The 19749-nt window shown below is 45.6% G+C and carries 17 protein-coding genes and 4 tRNA genes; 1 reads left to right on the forward strand and 20 read right to left on the reverse strand.

Going from position 1 to position 19749, the window contains the following annotated elements; genetic code table 11:
* The 10 genes from R7D93_RS12505 to pncC form a co-directional block, all read right to left on the reverse strand.
* Positions 1 to 73: transfer RNA gene (locus R7D93_RS12505), tRNA-Arg, on the reverse strand.
* An 85-nt stretch (positions 74 to 158) separates the two neighbouring features.
* A tRNA-Ser gene (locus R7D93_RS12510) sits at positions 159 to 250 on the reverse strand.
* Positions 251 to 279: 29 nt separating this feature from the next.
* Positions 280 to 356, reverse strand: a tRNA-Arg gene (locus tag R7D93_RS12515).
* A 31-nt stretch (positions 357 to 387) separates the two neighbouring features.
* Positions 388 to 479 (reverse strand) — tRNA-Ser (locus tag R7D93_RS12520).
* Between the two features lie 334 nt (positions 480 to 813).
* A complete protein-coding gene (gene csrA / locus R7D93_RS12525) occupies positions 814 to 1011 on the reverse strand; it encodes a carbon storage regulator CsrA (RefSeq protein ID WP_004415691.1) in 198 nt (65 codons plus the stop codon).
* 92 nt (positions 1012 to 1103) lie between these two features.
* Complete coding sequence (locus R7D93_RS12530) at positions 1104 to 2291, reverse strand: aspartate kinase (protein WP_005383803.1); 1188 nt, start codon at positions 2289 to 2291, stop codon at positions 1104 to 1106.
* A 212-nt stretch (positions 2292 to 2503) separates the two neighbouring features.
* Positions 2504 to 5086, reverse strand: a complete 2583-nt coding sequence (alaS, locus tag R7D93_RS12535) for an alanine--tRNA ligase (protein ID WP_213868949.1) — start codon at positions 5084 to 5086, stop codon at positions 2504 to 2506.
* Between the two features lie 142 nt (positions 5087 to 5228).
* A complete protein-coding gene (recX, locus tag R7D93_RS12540; protein WP_005383799.1) occupies positions 5229 to 5696 on the reverse strand; it encodes a recombination regulator RecX in 468 nt (155 codons plus the stop codon).
* A gap of 127 nt (positions 5697 to 5823) precedes the next feature.
* A complete protein-coding gene (gene recA, locus R7D93_RS12545; protein WP_005380874.1) occupies positions 5824 to 6867 on the reverse strand; it encodes a recombinase RecA in 1044 nt (347 codons plus the stop codon).
* 200 nt (positions 6868 to 7067) lie between these two features.
* The gene (gene pncC, locus R7D93_RS12550) at positions 7068 to 7550 is read right to left on the reverse strand and encodes a nicotinamide-nucleotide amidase (protein ID WP_213868950.1); all 483 of its coding nucleotides are present in this window, start codon (positions 7548 to 7550) and stop codon (positions 7068 to 7070) included.
* Between the two features lie 84 nt (positions 7551 to 7634).
* On the opposite strand from pncC, the gene mutS reads away from it, so the two are divergent.
* Positions 7635 to 10196 carry a DNA mismatch repair protein MutS gene (gene mutS, locus R7D93_RS12555; protein ID WP_033907432.1) on the forward strand — a complete coding sequence of 854 codons (2562 nt, stop codon included), beginning with the start codon at positions 7635 to 7637 and terminating at the stop codon, positions 10194 to 10196.
* Between the two features lie 82 nt (positions 10197 to 10278).
* Here the strand turns inward: mutS and rpoS are convergent, their stop codons facing one another.
* The 10 genes from rpoS to R7D93_RS12605 all read right to left on the reverse strand — a co-directional run bounded on the left by rpoS (position 10279) and on the right by R7D93_RS12605 (position 19676).
* Positions 10279 to 11265: an RNA polymerase sigma factor RpoS gene (rpoS, locus tag R7D93_RS12560; protein ID WP_005380887.1), complete on the reverse strand. Its 987-nt coding sequence runs from the start codon at positions 11263 to 11265 to the stop codon at positions 10279 to 10281.
* An 80-nt stretch (positions 11266 to 11345) separates the two neighbouring features.
* Complete coding sequence (locus tag R7D93_RS12565) at positions 11346 to 12269, reverse strand: peptidoglycan DD-metalloendopeptidase family protein (RefSeq protein WP_017633546.1); 924 nt, start codon at positions 12267 to 12269, stop codon at positions 11346 to 11348.
* Positions 12270 to 12282: 13 nt separating this feature from the next.
* Complete coding sequence (locus R7D93_RS12570; protein WP_005380892.1) at positions 12283 to 12909, reverse strand: protein-L-isoaspartate(D-aspartate) O-methyltransferase; 627 nt, start codon at positions 12907 to 12909, stop codon at positions 12283 to 12285.
* Positions 12909 to 13685, reverse strand: coding sequence for a 5'/3'-nucleotidase SurE (gene surE / locus R7D93_RS12575; RefSeq protein ID WP_213868951.1), 777 nt, complete (start codon positions 13683 to 13685; stop codon positions 12909 to 12911). Before surE ends, R7D93_RS12570 begins: the two co-directional genes overlap by 1 nt.
* Positions 13685 to 14728, reverse strand: a complete 1044-nt coding sequence (gene truD, locus R7D93_RS12580) for a tRNA pseudouridine(13) synthase TruD (protein WP_170890516.1) — start codon at positions 14726 to 14728, stop codon at positions 13685 to 13687. Before truD ends, surE begins: the two co-directional genes overlap by 1 nt.
* Before the next feature lie 45 nt (positions 14729 to 14773).
* Positions 14774 to 15250 carry a 2-C-methyl-D-erythritol 2,4-cyclodiphosphate synthase gene (gene ispF, locus R7D93_RS12585; protein ID WP_213867354.1) on the reverse strand — a complete coding sequence of 159 codons (477 nt, stop codon included), beginning with the start codon at positions 15248 to 15250 and terminating at the stop codon, positions 14774 to 14776.
* 13 nt (positions 15251 to 15263) lie between these two features.
* Positions 15264 to 15971, reverse strand: a complete 708-nt coding sequence (ispD, locus tag R7D93_RS12590; protein ID WP_017821625.1) for a 2-C-methyl-D-erythritol 4-phosphate cytidylyltransferase — start codon at positions 15969 to 15971, stop codon at positions 15264 to 15266.
* Between the two features lies 1 nt (position 15972).
* Positions 15973 to 16254, reverse strand: a complete 282-nt coding sequence (gene ftsB / locus R7D93_RS12595; RefSeq protein WP_005380907.1) for a cell division protein FtsB — start codon at positions 16252 to 16254, stop codon at positions 15973 to 15975.
* 401 nt (positions 16255 to 16655) lie between these two features.
* Positions 16656 to 17957, reverse strand: coding sequence for a phosphopyruvate hydratase (gene eno / locus R7D93_RS12600; RefSeq protein ID WP_005383785.1), 1302 nt, complete (start codon positions 17955 to 17957; stop codon positions 16656 to 16658).
* 78 nt (positions 17958 to 18035) lie between these two features.
* A complete protein-coding gene (locus tag R7D93_RS12605) occupies positions 18036 to 19676 on the reverse strand; it encodes a CTP synthase (protein WP_021034029.1) in 1641 nt (546 codons plus the stop codon).
* Between the last annotated feature and the right edge of the window lie 73 nt (positions 19677 to 19749).

The raw sequence follows: 19749 nt of genomic DNA on the forward strand, positions 1-19749 counted from the left end.
GCGTCCTGGAGGATTCGAACCTCCGACCGCCTGGTTCGTAGCCAGGTACTCTATCCAGCTGAGCTAAGGACGCGCAGATCTTCTTGCTAAGAAGTTGTGAAGTAAATCACATTCATTTCTTACGAAACAAAAAAAAGGCCATCGGGCCAGTCAATGAATGGCGGTGAAGGAGGGATTCGAACCCTCGATACGGGATAAACCGTATACTCCCTTAGCAGGGGAGCGCCTTCAGCCTCTCGGCCACCTCACCGTTTTCATTGTTATATCTCAAAAGAGATATGGCGCGTCCTGGAGGATTCGAACCTCCGACCGCCTGGTTCGTAGCCAGGTACTCTATCCAGCTGAGCTAAGGACGCACTTTTTGTTGATAAATCAACGTTGCAAGAATGGCGGTGAAGGAGGGATTCGAACCCTCGATACGGGATAAACCGTATACTCCCTTAGCAGGGGAGCGCCTTCAGCCTCTCGGCCACCTCACCGTCTTGCGGAGGCACATATTACGTTTTACCGAAAATATGTCAAACACTTTCTTTGAAAAAATCTACGAAACTGGCTTAACCGTTGCTGATTTAATCAAAGTGACTATTAAACGAACTTTATCACTCTATTATGATGAAAAAAAGAGAGTCTTCTCTGAAAAAAAGACATTTATTTTCAAATAACTTTCTGAAGTTCGAATCAACATTATTGATGAATTCACAGCCATACTCAACACAATAGTTTCTGCAAATTTTCAAAAACAGTAAAAACTAAAAAGGCCAACCCTTCGGTTAGCCTTTTTCATTCAAACTAAGCTCTGTAAACAGGAGCGACTTAGTAGTTACCTGAAGCAACGTTGCCATTGCCTTTTTCAGCTTGAATGCGCATGTAGATTTCTTCACGGTGAACTGAAACCTCTTTCGGAGCGTTAACGCCGATACGCACTTGGTTACCTTTAACACCTAGTACAGTTACAGTCACTTCATCACCAATCATCAGTGTTTCGCCTACGCGGCGAGTCAAAATTAGCATTCTTTGCTCCTTGAGTAATCTCTAAATTTTCTTGCTACAAAGCTATTATCCAACAAAAGTTATATTTTCGTAAACTACCTTGTTAGCGAAAATCAGCCTAAAAAGGCATGTTTTTGTTGAATGTTTAATGCTTCACTAGACGTAATGTAAGCATCATGCAGAATGTTTGCTGCTGTATCCACACATTCGGGTGCTAAAACTAGCATCATAGTGAGTGCATTCGTTGCGCTGAAATTGATCTCAATATCTCGCTTTGCCAACAAATCGCATGCGTGCTCTACCATTCCATTGGCCTCAAGCCCCACTGCGGTCAACAGGCTTACCACTTCACTATTACGGATTTTGTCGCTGAACACCAGATCGAACTTGGCACATGCATCTTGTTTTATCATGATACCTGCCCGTTCTGTTTCCTCGATCACATTCCAAATGTCGATACCCAACATCTGACATTGTTTTGTAGCACTAGATAAATGTTCTTTATCGACTTCGATTATGGCAAGGTCACGTTGAATGGCTATACCAGAGACGGCTTGATTGCCTAACTCCCCCTTTACCAGACTGCCTTCATTAACATCAAATGTCGAAAGCACGCGCAGTGGCACATTATTCTTCCATGCAAATTGCACTGAAGGTAAATGTAATACTTTCGCGCCTCGGCTTGCCATCGCTTCCATGGAAGGAAAATCGATAACCGCCAATTTTCGCGCGTTTTTCACTACACGTGGGTCACAAGTATAAATACCATCAACGTCGGTAAAGATTTGACACTCATCAGCGCGCAATGCGCCTGCCAGTGCCACAGCGCTCGTATCTGAGCCACCTCGACCTAATGTGGTGATATCCCCGTTCTCATTCACACCTTGAAAGCCTGCAACAATCACGATTTGGTCTTGCTCAAGCAATCCCAGAATTGTCTTAGTATCAATGTGTTTAATCGTTGCGTCATTGTGTTGATTATCCGTCACAATATTCGCCTGTGCTCCGGTAAGCGAGCGTGCAGCATGACCCAATTTATTGAGTGTCATTGCTAACAGTGCCATTGACACTTGCTCACCAGCAGAGAGCAAAACATCAAGTTCTCGAGCTGTAGGCACGCTATCTATCTGTTTAGCGAGGTCCATCAGTCTGTTTGTTTCGCCTGACATTGCAGACACGACAACAACAACTTGATTGCCATCATTTTTCGCCTTAATGATGTGTTCAGCAACTTGGTGGATTCTTTCAATTGAACCCACGGAGGTTCCGCCAAACTTTTGCACGATAAGGGGCTTTTTCACCAGTCTTCACCTTCCCAAGACCGAAGTCTCTTTAGAACTGCTTACATCGTCAGTATTTCCTTTTAGAAAAATTATATAAGCAGTAGTTACAACAAAAACCAAATAGCCTAAATGACTCGGTTAACTTTTGGTCAATTAAACCACTTGGCTGCTAAAAAAAATTACGCTCAATCAAAGAAACTTGATTGAGCGTAATTTTAGTAGTTAAAAGCTTATAAGCGCTCTTCTAACCAAGGCTGAACTGTTTTAATTGCCTCTGGTAGTGCGGCTACATCAGTACCACCAGCTTGAGCCATGTCAGGACGACCACCGCCCTTACCACCGACTTGCTCAGCAATCATCTTAACTAGATCACCAGCTTTTACTTTACCAGTTAGATCTTTAGTCACACCAGCAATCAGGCCAACCTTGTCACCTGTTACGTTGGCAAGCAGTACGACACCAGACCCCATTTGGTTCTTGATGTCATCAACCATAGTACGTAGGTTCTTGCTGTCAGCACCTTCAAGAGCTGCGACTAGAACTTTTGTACCATTGACTTCAACCGCTTTGCCCATGATGTTAGCGCTTTCTGCTGCCGCCATCTTATCTTTTAGCTTCTGCACTTCTTTCTCTAGCGCTTTTGCTTTCTGCGCAGATTCTGACAGTTTCTCTTCGTACTTCGCGTTTTGAGCTTCAATCGCGTCTAATGCAGCCTCGCCTGTTACCGCCTCAATACGTCGAATACCTGCAGCAATGCCGCTTTCTGAAGTGATTTTGAATAGGCCAATATCACCTGTGCTTGATGCGTGAATACCACCGCAAAGCTCTGTCGAGAAGTCACCCATAGACAGTACGCGTACTTCGTCATCGTACTTCTCACCAAACAGTGCCATTGCGCCTTTCTTCTTAGCAGACTCAATGTCCATCACGTTGGTTTCAATCGTGTGGTTGCGACGAATTTGCGCGTTAACTAGACGCTCAACTTTTTTCAGTTCTGCTGCAGTTACGGCTTCTAGGTGTGAGAAGTCGAAACGTAGGTTGTCTGCCTTCACCAATGAGCCTTTCTGCGTTACGTGCTCACCTAAAACTTGGCGTAGTGCTGCGTGTAGCAAGTGCGTTGCTGAGTGGTTTAGAGAGATAGCTGCGCGACGCTCTGCGTCAACGATAGTTGCTACTTCATCACCTTTCGCTAGAACGCCTTCTGCCATTACACCGTGGTGCGCGATTGCGTTACCTAGTTTTTGAGTGTCCTCAACGCGGAATACACCAGACTCAGTACGGATTTCACCAGCGTCACCACACTGACCGCCTGACTCTGCGTAGAATGGTGTTTCACCAAGTACGATGATTGCTTTGTCGCCCGCAGATAGCGAATCTACTTCGTTGCCTTCAACGAACATCGCTGCTACAGAACTAGAGCCTTTAGTACCTGTGTAACCACAGAATTCTGTTTGCGTATCAACTTTGATTGCTGCGTTATAGTCAGTACCGAAGTTACCCGCTTCACGCGCACGTTGACGCTGCTCTTCCATCGCTTTCTCGAAACCTTCTTCGTCGATTGCGAACTCACGCTCACGTGCTACGTCGTTAGTTAAGTCAGCTGGGAAGCCGTAAGTATCGTAAAGTTTAAATACGGTTTCGCCGTCTAGTACTTTACCGTCTAGGTTATCTAGTGCTTCGTTTAGAATCGCCATACCGCGCTCAAGTGTACGACCAAAGTTTTCTTCTTCGATACGCAGTACTTTTTCAACCACAGCTTGTTGACGCTTCAGCTCTTCACCAGCCGTACCCATGATGTCAGCTAGAACGCCAACCAACTTGTGGAAGAATGCACCTTGTGCGCCCAGCTTGTTACCGTGACGAACTGCACGACGGATGATACGGCGTAATACGTAACCTCGACCTTCGTTTGAAGGCATAACGCCATCCACGATCAGGAATGAACATGAACGGATGTGGTCAGCGATAACGCGTAGTGATTGGTTTGATAGGTCTTCGTAACCGATCACTTCTGCTGCTGCTTTGATAAGAGCTTGGAATACATCGATTTCGTAGTTTGAGTGAACGCCCTGCATGATTGCAGAGATACGCTCGATACCCATACCAGTATCTACCGATGGTTTTGGTAGCGGTTCCATAGTCCCGTCTGCGTGACGGTTGAACTGCATGAATACGTTGTTCCAGATCTCGATGAAACGGTCACCATCTTCTTCAGGCGTGCCAGGACGGCCACCCCAGATGTGCTCACCGTGATCGTAGAAGATTTCAGTACATGGACCACAAGGGCCAGTGTCGCCCATTTGCCAGAAGTTATCAGACTCGTACGGCTTGCCGCCTTCTTTATCACCAATGCGAACAATACGATCAGCGGGTACGCCAACTTTCTTGTTCCAGATGTCAAACGCTTCGTCATCGGTTTCGTAAACAGTTACCAATAAACGATCCGCTGGCAGTTTAAGAACTTCGGTTAGGAATTCCCAAGCAAAGGAGATCGCATCTTCTTTGAAGTAATCGCCAAAGCTGAAGTTGCCTAACATTTCAAAGAATGTGTGGTGACGAGCAGTAAAGCCAACATTTTCTAGGTCGTTATGTTTACCACCAGCACGTACGCAACGCTGAGCCGTAGTCGCTCGAGTGTAGGCTCGTTTTTCTAAGCCTAAGAAACAATCTTTAAATTGGTTCATACCTGCGTTTGTGAACAGCAGGGTTGGGTCGTTATGTGGAACTAACGATGAACTTTCTACGATTTGGTGTCCTTTGCTCTCAAAGAACTTGAGGAACGCGTTACGAACCTCATCAGTGCTCATGTACATGCAGCTCTTCCTGAAAATAGTCGAGTTAGAATTTTGCCGTATTGTAGATCATGCAAACAGCTGAGACTAGTTTTCTTGAGGAAAAGAGGGAGTAGGAGAAAAAATTTGAAGCAAAACAAAAATCAGTGCGGACGACTGACCGTTAATCTTCGTCCTCAAAGTTCAGCGCGTAGCTGATTTGGTCAAAACTGTAGCCACGATATTGCAGAAATCGCACCTGTTTAGCGTACTCTTTCTGGTCTTTGGCTTTAATACCTTTGAATTTCTTTTCTGCCGCCTGTTTAGCCAGTTCAAACCAATCTTGCGGCTCTTCAGCCATAGCTTGCTCAATCACCGATTCCGCAACACGCTTCTGGTTTAACTCTTGACGAATTCGACGCTCTCCATGTCCTTTGTATACATGCTGTCTAATTTGACTCTTCGCGTAACGTAAATCATCTAGATAATTATGGTCTAGGCAAAAATTAATTGCGATGTCGATGTCTGATTCTTCATAGCCCTTCATCGATAATTTTTGGTAAAGCTCATACTGACCATGATCGCGACGGCTAAGCAATTGGATAGCTGCCTCTTTGCTCGATAATGTTGGCGCCTGGCGTTTTTGGTACATGATGATCCTAAAAGTATTTTTGCTGTACAGGCTCTCAATGGCCTTTGTGATAATTCGATTTTTGATTTCAATAGATACAACAAAGCCCCGCATTGCAGGGCTTTGTCATTTATTAATCTATGAGAGATTAAAACTCTTCAGCTTGCTCTGGCGCTTCACCAGCTTCAGGCGCTTCCGCAAGTGCTGGCGCTAGCAACATTTCACGCAGTTTTGTATCGATAGTTTTAGCCACTTCAGGGTGCTCACGCAGGTAGTTACACGCATTCGCTTTACCTTGACCAATCTTATCGCCATTGTAGCTATACCAAGCACCGGCTTTTTCAACTAACTTGTGCTTCACACCTAGATCGACAAGTTCACCTTCGCGGTTAAAGCCTTGGCCGTACATGATTTGTGTGTTTGCTTCTTTAAATGGTGCTGCAATCTTATTCTTAACAACTTTGATGCGCGTTTCGTTACCTACGACTTCGTCACCTTCTTTGATTGCGCCAGTACGACGGATATCTAGACGAACAGAAGCGTAGAACTTAAGTGCGTTACCACCTGTTGTTGTTTCTGGGTTACCAAACATCACACCAATCTTCATACGGATTTGGTTGATGAAGATACACATACAGTTAGACTGCTTTAGGTTACCCGTTAGCTTACGCATTGCTTGAGAAAGCATACGTGCTTGCAGACCCATGTGGCTATCGCCCATTTCGCCTTCGATTTCTGCTTTCGGTGTTAGTGCTGCGACAGAGTCGACAACCATAACATCGATAGCACCAGAACGTGCAAGTGCGTCACAGATCTCTAGCGCTTGCTCACCTGTGTCTGGCTGAGAAACTAGCAATGCATCGATATCAACGCCAAGTTTCTTCGCGTATACAGGATCTAGAGCGTGCTCTGCATCGATAAACGCACACGTTTTGCCTTCACGTTGTGCAGCAGCAATAAGCTCAAGGGTTAGCGTTGTTTTACCTGAAGATTCTGGACCGTAGATTTCTACGATACGACCCATTGGTAGACCACCAGCACCCAAAGCGATATCAAGAGAAAGAGAACCCGTTGAGATGGTTTCTACGTCCATTGCGCGGTTATCACCAAGGCGCATGATAGAGCCTTTACCGAATTGCTTTTCAATTTGACCTAGCGCAGCGGCGAGCGCTTTCTGTTTGTTCTCGTCCATTACTTTCTCCGATTTATTCATCTTCTTTGGGCGACGAATAGTAATTCATTTTTCTTAAGCAGAAGAACTGCTCAGCAATGAAAGTTATTATACTGTTGATTCATACAGTGTCCATACCTGTATGAAAAAAATTTGGCTGACCTAAAGTCATGATTTGCTCTAGCCCTTATCAATGCTGGGCTAAAACAATTTAAGAAATTCTAGAGTAGATGTTGATACAATTGAGTCAGCGCATGCTCGACCGCTTTTTTGCGAACTTCTGCACGGTCACCAGTAAAATGCATGGTTTCGACTTGCTGCCAACTTTGGTTATCAGCAAAAGCAAAGCAGACCATGCCGACTGGTTTCTCTTCACTGCCACCACCCGGCCCTGCAATACCACTGATGGACACACCGATGGTCGCATCGGAGTTTTTAATTGCACCCTGTACCATTTCAATCACAACTGGCTCACTCACTGCACCATGCGCTTCTAACGTTGAAGCTTGCACACCAAGCATCTCCATTTTCGCTTCATTACTGTAGGTGACAAACGCACGGTCAAGCCACGCTGAACTACCAGCAATGTCAGTAATGGCGGTTGCAACACCACCACCTGTGCATGATTCTGCGGTCGTTAAAAGATGCCCGTGTTTAGCCAATAATGCGCCTAAATCGGCACTCAATTTTGTTGTTTTTTCCATAGCCAAAATGCCCTTTGTCTCTTTTTACTTGATAGGGATTCACGTATCCTAAGCCGCTACGGAAATAAACAAAAGAACTTACCTGTGAAAGCTGAACAAAAACACACTCCGATGATGCAGCAATACCTCAAGCTAAAAGCTGAGAACCCAGAGATTTTGCTGTTCTACCGCATGGGCGATTTCTACGAACTCTTTTACGATGATGCCAAGCGAGCTTCTCAGCTTCTTGATATTTCATTGACCAAACGTGGTGCGTCTGCAGGTGAACCTATCCCAATGGCGGGTGTGCCATTTCACGCCGTAGAGGGCTACCTGGCAAAACTTGTTCAGCTTGGTGAGTCTGTGGCGATCTGTGAACAGATTGGCGATCCGGCCACCAGCAAGGGCCCAGTAGAACGTAAAGTTGTGCGTATCGTGACACCAGGTACAGTGACGGATGAGGCGCTGCTTTCTGAGCGTGTCGATAACTTAATCGCAGCAATTTACCATCACAACGGTAAGTTCGGTTATGCGACGCTGGATGTCACCTCTGGTCGCTTCCAACTGACAGAACCAGAAACTGAAGAAGCGATGACAGCCGAGCTTCAACGCACTGCACCACGTGAGCTACTGTTCCCAGAAGATTTTGAACCTGTACATTTAATGGCGAGCCGCAATGGTAACCGTCGTCGCCCAGTCTGGGAGTTTGAGCTTGATACGGCTAAGCAACAACTCAATCAACAATTTGGCACAAAAGATCTGGTTGGTTTTGGTGTAGAACATGCGTCCTTAGGGCTGTGTGCTGCTGGTTGTTTGATCCAGTACGTAAAAGATACTCAACGTACGGCTTTACCTCATATTCGCTCTTTAACGTTTGATCATCAGGATCAATCCGTCATCCTTGATGCTGCTACCCGACGTAATCTGGAAATTACTCAAAATCTAGCAGGCGGAACCGATAACACGCTCGCTGCAGTACTCGACCATTGTGCAACTCCGATGGGCAGCCGAATGCTGAAGCGTTGGTTGCATCAGCCTATGCGTTGCATTGAAACGTTAAACAATCGCCTTGATGCGATTGGTGAGATTAAAGAACAAGCTCTGTTTGCCGATCTTCAACCAACGTTAAAGCAAATTGGTGATATTGAACGTATCTTAGCGCGCCTTGCATTACGCTCTGCTCGCCCTCGCGATATGGCTAGACTTCGCAATGCCATGCAACAGCTACCAGAGCTAGAATCTGTCACCGCTTCTTTGACCCATCCGTACCTAACGAAATTGGCGAAGTATGCAGCTCCGATTGACGAAGTATGTGACCTGTTAGAACGCGCGATTAAAGAAAATCCGCCGGTTGTTATTCGTGATGGTGGCGTCATCGCTGAAGGCTACAATGCGGAGCTCGATGAATGGCGAAAATTGGCAGACGGTGCAACAGAATATCTTGAGCAGCTTGAGCGAGATGAGCGTGAACGACACGGTATCGATACGCTTAAAGTAGGCTATAACAACGTTCATGGCTTCTTTATCCAAGTGAGCCGTGGCCAGAGCCATTTGGTTCCACCGCATTATGTACGTCGCCAAACACTCAAAAACGCTGAACGCTACATCATCCCAGAGCTTAAGGAACACGAAGACAAAGTACTTAACTCGAAGTCTAAAGCGTTAGCACTTGAGAAACAGTTGTGGGAAGAACTGTTTGATCTATTGATGCCAAACCTTGAGAAGCTGCAAAACCTAGCTTCTGCTCTGTCTCAGCTAGATGTATTACAAAACCTAGCAGAGCGTGCAGATTCGTTAGATTACTGCCGCCCAACGCTTGTGAAAGACGCAGGAATTCACATTCAAGCTGGCCGTCATCCAGTCGTAGAACAAGTAACAACAGAGCCGTTCATCGCGAACCCAATTGAGCTTAACCCAGCCCGTAAGATGTTGATCATCACCGGTCCAAACATGGGTGGTAAATCAACCTACATGCGTCAAACTGCGCTGATTGCATTGATGGCACATATCGGCTCTTATGTACCGGCAGAATCCGCACAGATTGGTTCTTTAGATCGTATATTTACTCGTATTGGTGCATCAGATGATCTTGCATCTGGCCGCTCGACCTTCATGGTAGAAATGACCGAAACAGCCAATATTCTTCACAACGCAACTAAGAACAGTTTGGTGCTAATGGATGAAATCGGACGCGGTACTAGTACTTACGACGGTCTGTCTTTAGCTTGGGCAAGTGCGGAATGGCTCGCAACACAAATTGGTGCGATGACCCTATTTGCAACTCACTACTTCGAATTAACAGAGTTACCGAACCAACTGCCAAACTTAGCGAACGTTCACTTGGATGCCGTAGAGCATGGAGACAGCATTGCCTTTATGCACGCTGTTCAAGAAGGTGCGGCAAGTAAGTCTTACGGTCTGGCTGTTGCGGGCTTAGCAGGCGTACCAAAAACGGTCATCAAAAATGCGCGTAACAAGCTATCTCAGCTAGAGCAACTGGGGCAAAACAGTGACACACCACGTCCAAGTGCAGTAGATGTGGCTAACCAGTTGAGCCTGATTCCAGAGCCTAGCGAGGTCGAACAAGCTCTGTCAGGTATTGACCCTGACGACTTAACGCCACGCCAAGCTCTTGAAGAGCTGTATCGCTTGAAGAAGATGCTGTAAACAGACTCACACCGACGAGCCAAAAAGAAAAAAGGCTATGGGGAACCATAGCCTTTTGTGTATCTAGTGAAATACGGATTATTTAATCGTCTTCTACGTTAAACAAGTTTTCCATATTCAAACCTTGTTTGATTAGGACTTCACGAAGACGACGTAAACCTTCCACTTGTATTTGACGTACTCGCTCACGTGTCAGACCAATCTCTCGACCAACTTCTTCCAGCGTCGAAGGCTCGTAGCCTAGTAGGCCGAAGCGACGTGCAAGCACTTCTTTCTGTTTCGGATTCAACTCTTCTAACCAATGAATCAACGATGATTTGATGTCGTCATCTTGAGTCGAAACTTCTGGATCAGAGTTGTTTGCATCAGGAATAATATCCAGCAGCGCTTTCTCACCGTCACCACCGATTGGCGTGTCGACAGAGCTAATACGCTCATTAAGGCGTAACATTTTGCTTACGTCTTCGACTGGAATATCTAATTGAGCAGCAATTTCTTCTGCGGTCGGTTCGTGATCGAGCTTTTGAGAAAGTTCACGCGCAGTACGCAGATAAATGTTCAGCTCTTTCACTACGTGGATAGGTAGACGGATCGTGCGAGTTTGGTTCATCAACGCTCGCTCTATCGTTTGTCGGATCCACCATGTTGCGTAAGTAGAGAAACGGAAACCACGTTCTGGGTCGAATTTTTCGACCGCTCGGATCAAGCCGAGGTTACCTTCTTCAATCAGATCGAGTAGTGCTAGACCACGGTTACTGTATCGACGAGAAATCTTAACAACCAAACGTAGGTTACTTTCGATCATACGTTTGCGTGCCGCTTCGTCGCCACGTAGGGCGCGTCTTGCGTAAAGCACTTCTTCTTCGGCAGTAAGTAAAGGTGAGAAGCCAATTTCGCCCAAATACAACTGAGTTGCATCTAAGCTTTTACTGCTCGCGTCAAATTCTTCACGCGCAGTCGCTTTGCTTTCTGTGGATGATGATCTTTCGAGTTCGTTATCAATGGTCTTCACTGACGCATTGTCAAATGCAAACTCTTCAACTTTGGTTACTGTGTTGCTGATACTCATAACGCCTCCCCCTGGCGAGTTAGCAAGACATGACAACTCAATATGTCGCTAAATGATGTCGCAAGTTGTTTTTCAAAGTTTTAAGGCAAATAGCGTTTTGGATTCACTGATTTACCTTGATAGCGAATTTCAAAGTGTAGTTTGACCGACTTTGCACCTGAACTACCCATGGTGGCGATTTTTTGTCCGCTTTTTACGCTTTGTCCTTCTGTGACCAGCAGTTTGTCATTATGTGCGTATGCGCTTAAATAATTGTCGTTATGCTTTACTATAATTAAGTTGCCATAACCTCGTAGCGCATTGCCTGAATAAACGACTGTGCCGGCTGCGGTTGAAACGATAGGTTGACCACGCTGTCCTGCGATGTCGATACCTTTATTTCCCTGTTCTCCCGCCGAAAAGTTCTTGATTACTCTCCCTTTTGTTGGCCACAACCACTTTGAGACTTTATCACTCTTTGCTGTGGTAGTTGGCGCTTTTTGCTTCACTTTTTGGTTATCTTTTGAACCAACATACTCCTTTGTTTTCGATTGTTCAACCTTCTTTGGAGGCTGTTTTTGTACGACTTTAGGCTTAGTCTCTGTAGGTTTTTGACTAGAGTTTTTACTCGAAGGTTTAGGTTTAGAGGCTGTTGATGTTTTCGTCACTGGAGCTGGGGGTGTCGTAACAACAGGAGCCACAACGGGTTCAACTTTTTGACCATATTTAGGGGCGACATATTTCGGAGCCCAAAGTTTTAGCCTCTGTCCTGGGTAGATAGTGTAAGGCTGAGTTAACTCATTGTAACGAACAAGATCATTTACATCTTTATCTGTGACATAAGCTATGAAGTAAAGTGTATCGCCTTTTTTTACCTCATAATAACTCCCTCTGTAACTCCCTCTTTCAAGGCTTGAATAGTCTTTTTTTAGGCTAGAGACAGGTGCAGGGGAATGCGCTGCACAACCAACTAGTCCTGCAGCAAACACAAAGCTAATACCAATATGACGTAGTAACTTATTCACCTATCCCTAACCCTTAAGCTAAATCACCCGCAACCAGAGGTACGAACCGAACCATTTCTACAACGGTAGAGAGATATTCGTCTCCCTTACGCTCTATTTTTAATAACTGTTGTTCCGTATCTCCAACAGGAATGACCATTTTGCCGCCATCTCTTAATTGTGAGAGAAGAGCTTGGGGAATCACTTCAGCGGCAGCGGTAACAATGATAGCATCGAAAGGACCTCTCGCTTCCCAGCCCTGCCACCCATCAGCATGCTTAGTTGAAACATTGTAAATATCCAATTGCTTCAGGCGACGCTTTGCTTCCCATTGCAACGATTTAATTCGCTCAACGGAGTATACATGATCAACAATTTGCGCCAGTACCGCAGTTTGATAACCCGATCCCGTTCCGATTTCCAGAACACGACTCGCCGGTTCTAGCTCAAGCAACTCGGTCATACGAGCAACGATATAAGGCTGAGAAATAGTTTGTCCCTGACCAATTGGTAACGCATTGTTATCATAGGCTTGGTGCATCATCGCTTGAGAAACAAAGCTTTCTCGTGGCAAGCGTTGGATAGCATCCAGAACTCTTTGGTCTTTGATGCCACTGGAGATAAGAAACGCTATCAACCTGTCAGCATGTGGGTTACTCATTACTTCTCTTCCTTTAACCAACTATCCATAGCACGCAGCGACTCGTGAGCGGTGAGATCAACTTGCAGAGGCGTCATTGAAACTCGGCCATGCTCAATTGCATAAAAGTCCGTGCCCTCTCCTGCATCTTGCTCCTTTCCTGGTGGCCCTAACCAATAAATGTCATGACCTCTCGGATCTTTCTGCTTGATCATATTCTCTGCGTGATGACGTGCACCTAAACGCGTAACTTCAATTTCACCTAAATTCTCTGATGGTAAGTCAGGCACGTTTACGTTCAGTAGACGATTCGTTGGAATCGGCGACGCTAAATGCTGTTGTACAATTTGACGTGCAATTTTAGCGGCGGATTCGAAATGTCGCTTACCCACTAGTGAAAAAGCCACCGACTGAACGCCAAGGAAATGACCTTCCATGGCGGCTGCTACTGTTCCAGAATAAAGAACATCATCACCCAAATTAGCACCATGGTTGATTCCTGACAGAACAAGATCAGGCAAATCATCTTTCATTAGCTCATTCAGCGCGAAATGCACACAATCCGTGGGCGTGCCTTGCACTGAGTAGATATTTGGGGCAATTTCAGTCACGCGTAATGGTTGTTCTAATGTGAGTGAATTCGAAGCACCTGAACGATTTCGATCAGGTGCGGCAATGGTCACTTCAGCGATATCTCTCAACTCATCAGCGAGGGCATGAATCCCTTGAGCATGAACACCATCATCATTGCTGATTAAGACTCTTAAGGGCTTCGGGTTTCGTGAATCCTGTTCCATTAGTATTCTCTTTCTACTTCAACCTCATTAACTAACTCACGAACAATAGAGGTCGCAAAAGATCCTGCATCCAGTGAGAAAGTCAGCGTAATGTTGTTACCTTCAACCGTCCAAGCTAAATCTTTTGGCTTTAGCGCAATATCGCGACGGTCGTGGCGCATGCGATTACCACGAATCAGCGCCATGAGGTCAGGCTCTTCGTCTAAAAACGGTTGCTCTAATGCCAGAGCCTCAGTTTGAGTAGGCAGTGCATTATCGCCAGCAAGCGCAGCGGTAATTGCCGCTTCACCTTGCGCAAATTGCACTTGCAGAGCAGCAATGTTGTTTGCATCAATCAACTGAGTGCCAGAATTCGTCTGCGCAATGTCACCATCAATGAACTTATCAAACACACCATTCTCTAGACGAGCTGAAACGATACGGTTGAAAATCCACGAACGAGCCGCTGATAAATACATACTGCGCTTGTTTTGATTGCGGGTACGAACGTTTTCGCGCCCCCATCGACGTGCTTCTTCAAGGTTGTTGCCATCGTTACCAAAACGCTGACTACCAAAGTAGTTTGGCACGCCAACTTGTTTCACTTTTTCAAGACGTTGCTCTACATCCGCTATATCTGTCACTTCAGACAAAGTAACCACGAACTCGTTCCCTACTAGGTCACCAGGACGCAGTTTTTTATTGTGACGATCTGTTGCAAGGATTTCGATACTTGGGTATTGAGCCAAAAACGCTGAAAAATCTGGCGTTTCACCTTTCGGTAAATGGACACTTAACCACTGTTCCGTCACCGCATGACGGTCTTTAAGACCCGCCCAGCTAACGTCTTTCGACTTAACACCACAGGCTTTCGCTAACTCGTTAGCAACGAAGCTGGTGTTCTCGCCCGTTTTACGGATACGAACCATTAGGTGCTCGCCTTCGCCCGTAAAGGCAAAACCTAAATCTTCGCGAACCTGAAAATGCTCTGGCTGCGCTTTAATTTTTGCCGATGCAACTGGCTTACCCGTTAGGTAAGCCAATGAAGATAAAATGTCTGACATGATGTGTTTCCGCTGATATCACAGCTTAGGGGAGCAAATTGCTAGTTATTGCTTAAACAGAAGTACAACGGCTTCCGTTGCAATGCCTTCTTTGCGTCCAGTAAAACCGAGACGTTCTGTCGTCGTCGCTTTTACGTTAATGTTACTAATGTCGGTTTCTAGGTCTTCGGCTATCGCCGCACACATTGCGTCAATGTGTGGTGCCATTTTAGGCGCTTGTGCCATGATGGTTACATCAGCATTGCCAAGACGGTAGCCTTGCTCTTTAACTCGACGGTAAACGTCTTTCAGTAATTCACGACTGTTTGAGCCTTTCCATTTATCATCCGTATCTGGGAAATGACGACCAATATCGCCGGCAGCAATCGCGCCCAGCAGAGCATCCGTTAACGCATGCAACGCTACATCGCCATCTGAGTGAGCAATCAAACCTTGTTCGTAAGGAATCGCTACACCACCGATAATTACCGGACCTTCACCGCCGAATTTATGTACGTCGAAACCATGACCAATTCGAATCATTTTCTATCCTTTCTTATTCGCCGCGCTCACGGCTTAGATAAAACTCGGCTAACGCAAGATCTTCTGGCTGAGTGATTTTTATATTGTTCGCATTCCCTTGAACTAAGGCTGGCTTCTCGCCTAGCCATTCCAAAGCCGAGGCTTCATCGGTAATGGTTACACCCTGTTCTAATGCGTCAGCCAGTGCTTGAGTAAGCTGCTGAGTTTTAAACATTTGTGGAGTCAGTGCATGCCACAATGCTTCTCTATCTACCGTATGATCGATATCTTGTACTGCGTTTGCTCGCTTCATTGTATCTCTCACAGGAGATGCGAGAATGCCACCCGTTGAGTGAGCGCAGCAAACATCAATCAAACGGTCAATGTCGGATGTTAATACACATGGCCTTGCAGCGTCGTGAACTAATACCCACTCGCTTTCCAGATGCTCATTGACATAGTTTAGCCCTGATAACACAGAGTCTGCTCTTTCTTTACCACCAGCTACACGAATCACATCTGGGTGCTTAGCAATGGACAATTCTGGGTAATATGGGTCGCCGTCAGTAATGGCAACGACAACCTTAGAAATATTTGGGTGAGAAAGCAGTTTCTCTACGGTATGTTCCAGTACCGCTTTACCTTCGATCAATAAATATTGCTTAGGGCGATCTGCCTTCATTCTGCTCCCTACACCAGCAGCAGGCACAATTGCGATATGCGATGAGTTCATATCCAACATTTTAATGGTTTTCCTCACCTATAATGCGGTAAAAAGTCTCGCCATCTTTAACTAAACCGAGCTCATGACGCGCACGTTCTTCAATCGCATCAAGACCTTGCCTTAAGTCATCAATCTCAGCGAACATTTCATTGTTGCGAGCTTGTAGCTTGCTGTTCACTTGTTGCTGAACTTCAATTTCATCTTTTACTGTGTAGTAGTCAGACACTCCGTTTTTACCAAACCATAGAGTGTATTGAAGCAAGCCAAACAGTAACGTAAGGGCTATAACAAAGATTCGCATATCGCTGCTAACATTCTGTACCGGAAGGAATTAGATAAGGTGACATATATAGCATAAATGCGAGGTTGCCTCTAGGGGAGAAAGGGAGACTCACACGCTCCTTACAAGAAATAAGCAGCAAAATGAAACAAGCTCATGGGAAGCGAACCTTACCCATGACCAAAGTAAGACCCCAAAATACAAATCTATAAATACAAAAAAACGCCATAGCGAGGGTTTCAAAAAGCTATTTAGCGAAACTTTACTCAATAAGAATTAAGCTTGGCCTTTAACTTCTTTAAGACCGCTTACTTGAAACATGGAGGAGTGCGCTCACTTAGCGCTTCCGTTATATAAAAAAACACCCCGCCAAGGCAGGGTGTTTTAAAAGCTTTAAGTTAAGCTGCTAATTCAGTGAAGAATTAAGCTTGACCTTTTACTTCTTTAAGACCGTTGAAAGGAGCGCGCTCACCTAGAGCTTCCTCGATACGGATTAGCTGGTTGTACTTAGCAACACGGTCAGAACGGCTCATAGAACCAGTTTTGATTTGACCTGCAGCTGTACCTACCGCTAGGTCAGCGATAGTTGCATCTTCAGTTTCGCCAGAACGGTGAGAGATTACTGCTGTGTAACCTGCGTCTTTAGCCATCTTGATTGCAGCTAGAGTCTCAGTTAGAGAACCGATTTGGTTGAACTTGATAAGAATAGAGTTAGCTACGCCTTTCTCGATACCTTCAGCAAGGATCTTAGTGTTAGTAACGAATAGATCGTCACCTACTAGTTGAAGCTTGTCACCTAGTAGTTCAGTTTGGTGCTTAAAGCCATCCCAGTCAGACTCGTCTAGACCGTCTTCGATAGAAACGATTGGGAATTGGTTAGCTAGCTCAGCTAGGTAGTGGTTGAACTCTTCAGAAGTGAAAGTTTTACCTTCGCCTTTCATGTTGTAGATGCCAGCTTCTTTGTCGAAGAACTCAGATGCAGCACAGTCCATAGCTAGAGTTACGTCTTTACCTAGTTCGTAACCAGCAGCTGCAACAGCTTCTGCGATAACTTCTAGAGCTTCAGCGTTAGATTTAAGGTTAGGAGCGAAACCACCTTCATCACCAACTGCAGTGCTGTAGCCTTTAGACTTAAGAACTTTAGCTAGGTTGTGGAATACTTCTGCACCGATACGTAGACCTTCTTTAAGAGTCTTAGCGCCAACTGGTTGGATCATGAACTCTTGGATGTCAACGTTGTTGTCTGCGTGCTCACCACCGTTGATGATGTTCATCATTGGTAGAGGCATAGAGAACTGACCTGCAGTGCCGTTTAGCTCAGCGATGTGCTCGTATAGAGGCATGCCTTTCGCAGCAGCAGCAGCTTTAGCGTTTGCTAGAGAAACAGCTAGGATAGCGTTAGCACCGAATTTAGATTTGTTTTCAGTGCCGTCTAGTTCGATCATTACTGCGTCGATTGCAGCTTGGTCTTTAGCGTCTTTGCCAACTAGAGCTTCAGCGATTGGGCCGTTTACAGCTTCAACTGCTTTAAGAACACCTTTACCTAGGAAACGTGCTTTGTCACCGTCACGTAGCTCAAGAGCTTCGCGAGAACCAGTAGATGCGCCAGATGGAGCTGCCGCCATACCTACGAAACCGCCTTCTAGGTGTACTTCAGCTTCTACAGTTGGGTTACCACGTGAGTCGATGATTTCACGACCTAGAACTTTAACGATCTTAGACATTAATGTTTCCTCTCGTTTCAAATATAAATGTCAATCTTAAAGGGCAGCAGCACAACCTTCGCCGCCGCCCGTATCCTTTTACTTCTCGAATTCGCCGCGTGCGTTTTGGCCCGCAGCCTTAACAAAACCTGCAAACAATGGATGTCCATCGCGAGGAGTCGAGGTGAATTCTGGGTGGAACTGAGCCGCTACAAACCATGGGTGAGCTGGGTTCTCAATCATTTCCACTAACTTCTTGTCCGCAGATAGACCTGATACTTTTAGGCCTGCTTTTTCGATTTGCGGACGAAGCACGTTATTCACTTCGTAACGGTGACGGTGACGTTCATGGATCGTCGCGCTACCGTACAGTTCACGAGCTTTAGTCCCTTTCTCTAGGTGACACAGCTGTGAACCAAGACGCATCGTACCGCCTAGGTCAGACTTTTCAGTACGCTCTTCTACGCTACCTGATTCGTCTACCCACTCTGTGATCAAACCTACCACAGGGTACTTAGTCTCTTTGTTAAATTCTGTTGAATGTGCACCTTCCATACCCGCAACGTTACGCGCGTATTCGATTAGTGCAACTTGCATACCCAAACAAATACCTAGGTAAGGCACGTTATTTTCACGTGCATATTGAGCCGCACGGATCTTGCCTTCAATACCACGATCGCCGAAGCCACCTGGTACTAGGATTGCGTCCAAACCTTCTAGAAGTTCAACGCCTTTTGTTTCGATATCTTGTGAGTCTACATACTTAATTGTGACGCTTAGGCGGTTTTTCAAGCCAGCGTGTTTAAGCGCTTCGTTCACAGATTTGTATGCATCTGGTAATTCAATGTATTTACCAACCATACCGATGGTTACTTCACCAGTAGGATTTGCTTCTTCGTAGATAACCTGTTCCCATTCAGAAAGGTCTGCTTCCGGAGCAGTAATACCAAAGCGAGCACACACAAGGTCATCTAGCCCTTGAGATTTAATCAACTGAGGGATCTTGTAGATAGAGTCTACATCCTTCATTGAAATTACTGCTTTTTCTGGAACATTACAGAACAGTGCGATTTTTTTACGCTCATTCGCAGGAATAACGCGATCGCTACGGCAAACTAGGATATCTGGCTGAATACCGATAGATAGAAGTTCTTTTACAGAGTGTTGCGTCGGCTTAGTTTTCACTTCGCCCGCTGCCGCTAGGTAAGGAACAAGTGTTAGGTGCATGAACATTGCGCGCTCACGGCCTAGCTCAACAGCTAGCTGACGAATCGCTTCCATAAATGGTAGTGATTCGATATCACCAACAGTACCGCCAACTTCAACGATAGCCACATCATGGCCTTCAGAACCTGCAATAACGCGATCTTTGATTGCGTTAGTGATATGAGGGATAACTTGAATAGTTGCGCCTAGGTAGTCACCACGACGTTCTTTACGAAGTACGTCGGCATAAACACGACCTGCAGTGAAGTTGTTACGCTTGGTCATCTTGGTACGGATGAAACGCTCGTAGTGACCAAGGTCAAGGTCAGTCTCTGCGCCATCTTCTGTAACGAACACTTCACCGTGCTGAGTAGGGCTCATTGTGCCCGGGTCAACGTTGATGTAAGGGTCAAGCTTCATCATAGTCACTTTAAGACCACGAGCTTCTAGAATAGCCGCAAGAGATGCTGCTGCAATACCTTTACCTAGAGAGGATACAACCCCGCCAGTAACAAAAATGTAATTTGTCGTCATGTTTAACCTGAAATTGGTTGAATGAGGGAAATGGAGTGCTTCTGGACGGGAGATAAATATACCAGAAGCTCCT

The organism is Vibrio sp. YT-15, assembly GCF_033337445.1.
GTDB classification, from domain to species: domain Bacteria; phylum Pseudomonadota; class Gammaproteobacteria; order Enterobacterales; family Vibrionaceae; genus Vibrio; species Vibrio alginolyticus.

Excerpts from the sequence above, each read along its gene's own strand:
- ftsB (WP_005380907.1), bottom strand. The coding sequence starts at position 16,254 with ATGCGAATCTTTGTTATAGCCCTTACGTTACTGTTTGGCTTGCTTCAA.
- recA (WP_005380874.1), bottom strand. The coding sequence starts at position 6,867 with ATGGACGAGAACAAACAGAAAGCGCTCGCCGCTGCGCTAGGTCAAATT.
- pncC (WP_213868950.1), bottom strand. The coding sequence starts at position 7,550 with ATGGAAAAAACAACAAAATTGAGTGCCGATTTAGGCGCATTATTGGCT.
- eno (WP_005383785.1), bottom strand. The coding sequence starts at position 17,957 with ATGTCTAAGATCGTTAAAGTTCTAGGTCGTGAAATCATCGACTCACGT.
- ispD (WP_017821625.1), bottom strand. The coding sequence starts at position 15,971 with ATGTTGGATATGAACTCATCGCATATCGCAATTGTGCCTGCTGCTGGT.
- rpoS (WP_005380887.1), bottom strand. The coding sequence starts at position 11,265 with ATGAGTATCAGCAACACAGTAACCAAAGTTGAAGAGTTTGCATTTGAC.
- surE (WP_213868951.1), bottom strand. The coding sequence starts at position 13,685 with ATGGAACAGGATTCACGAAACCCGAAGCCCTTAAGAGTCTTAATCAGC.
- ispF (WP_213867354.1), bottom strand. The coding sequence starts at position 15,250 with ATGATTCGAATTGGTCATGGTTTCGACGTACATAAATTCGGCGGTGAA.
- alaS (WP_213868949.1), bottom strand. The coding sequence starts at position 5,086 with ATGTACATGAGCACTGATGAGGTTCGTAACGCGTTCCTCAAGTTCTTT.
- R7D93_RS12570 (WP_005380892.1), bottom strand. The coding sequence starts at position 12,909 with ATGAGTAACCCACATGCTGACAGGTTGATAGCGTTTCTTATCTCCAGT.
- csrA (WP_004415691.1), bottom strand. The coding sequence starts at position 1,011 with ATGCTAATTTTGACTCGCCGCGTAGGCGAAACACTGATGATTGGTGAT.
- R7D93_RS12605 (WP_021034029.1), bottom strand. The coding sequence starts at position 19,676 with ATGACGACAAATTACATTTTTGTTACTGGCGGGGTTGTATCCTCTCTA.
- truD (WP_170890516.1), bottom strand. The coding sequence starts at position 14,728 with ATGTCAGACATTTTATCTTCATTGGCTTACCTAACGGGTAAGCCAGTT.
- recX (WP_005383799.1), bottom strand. The coding sequence starts at position 5,696 with ATGTACCAAAAACGCCAGGCGCCAACATTATCGAGCAAAGAGGCAGCT.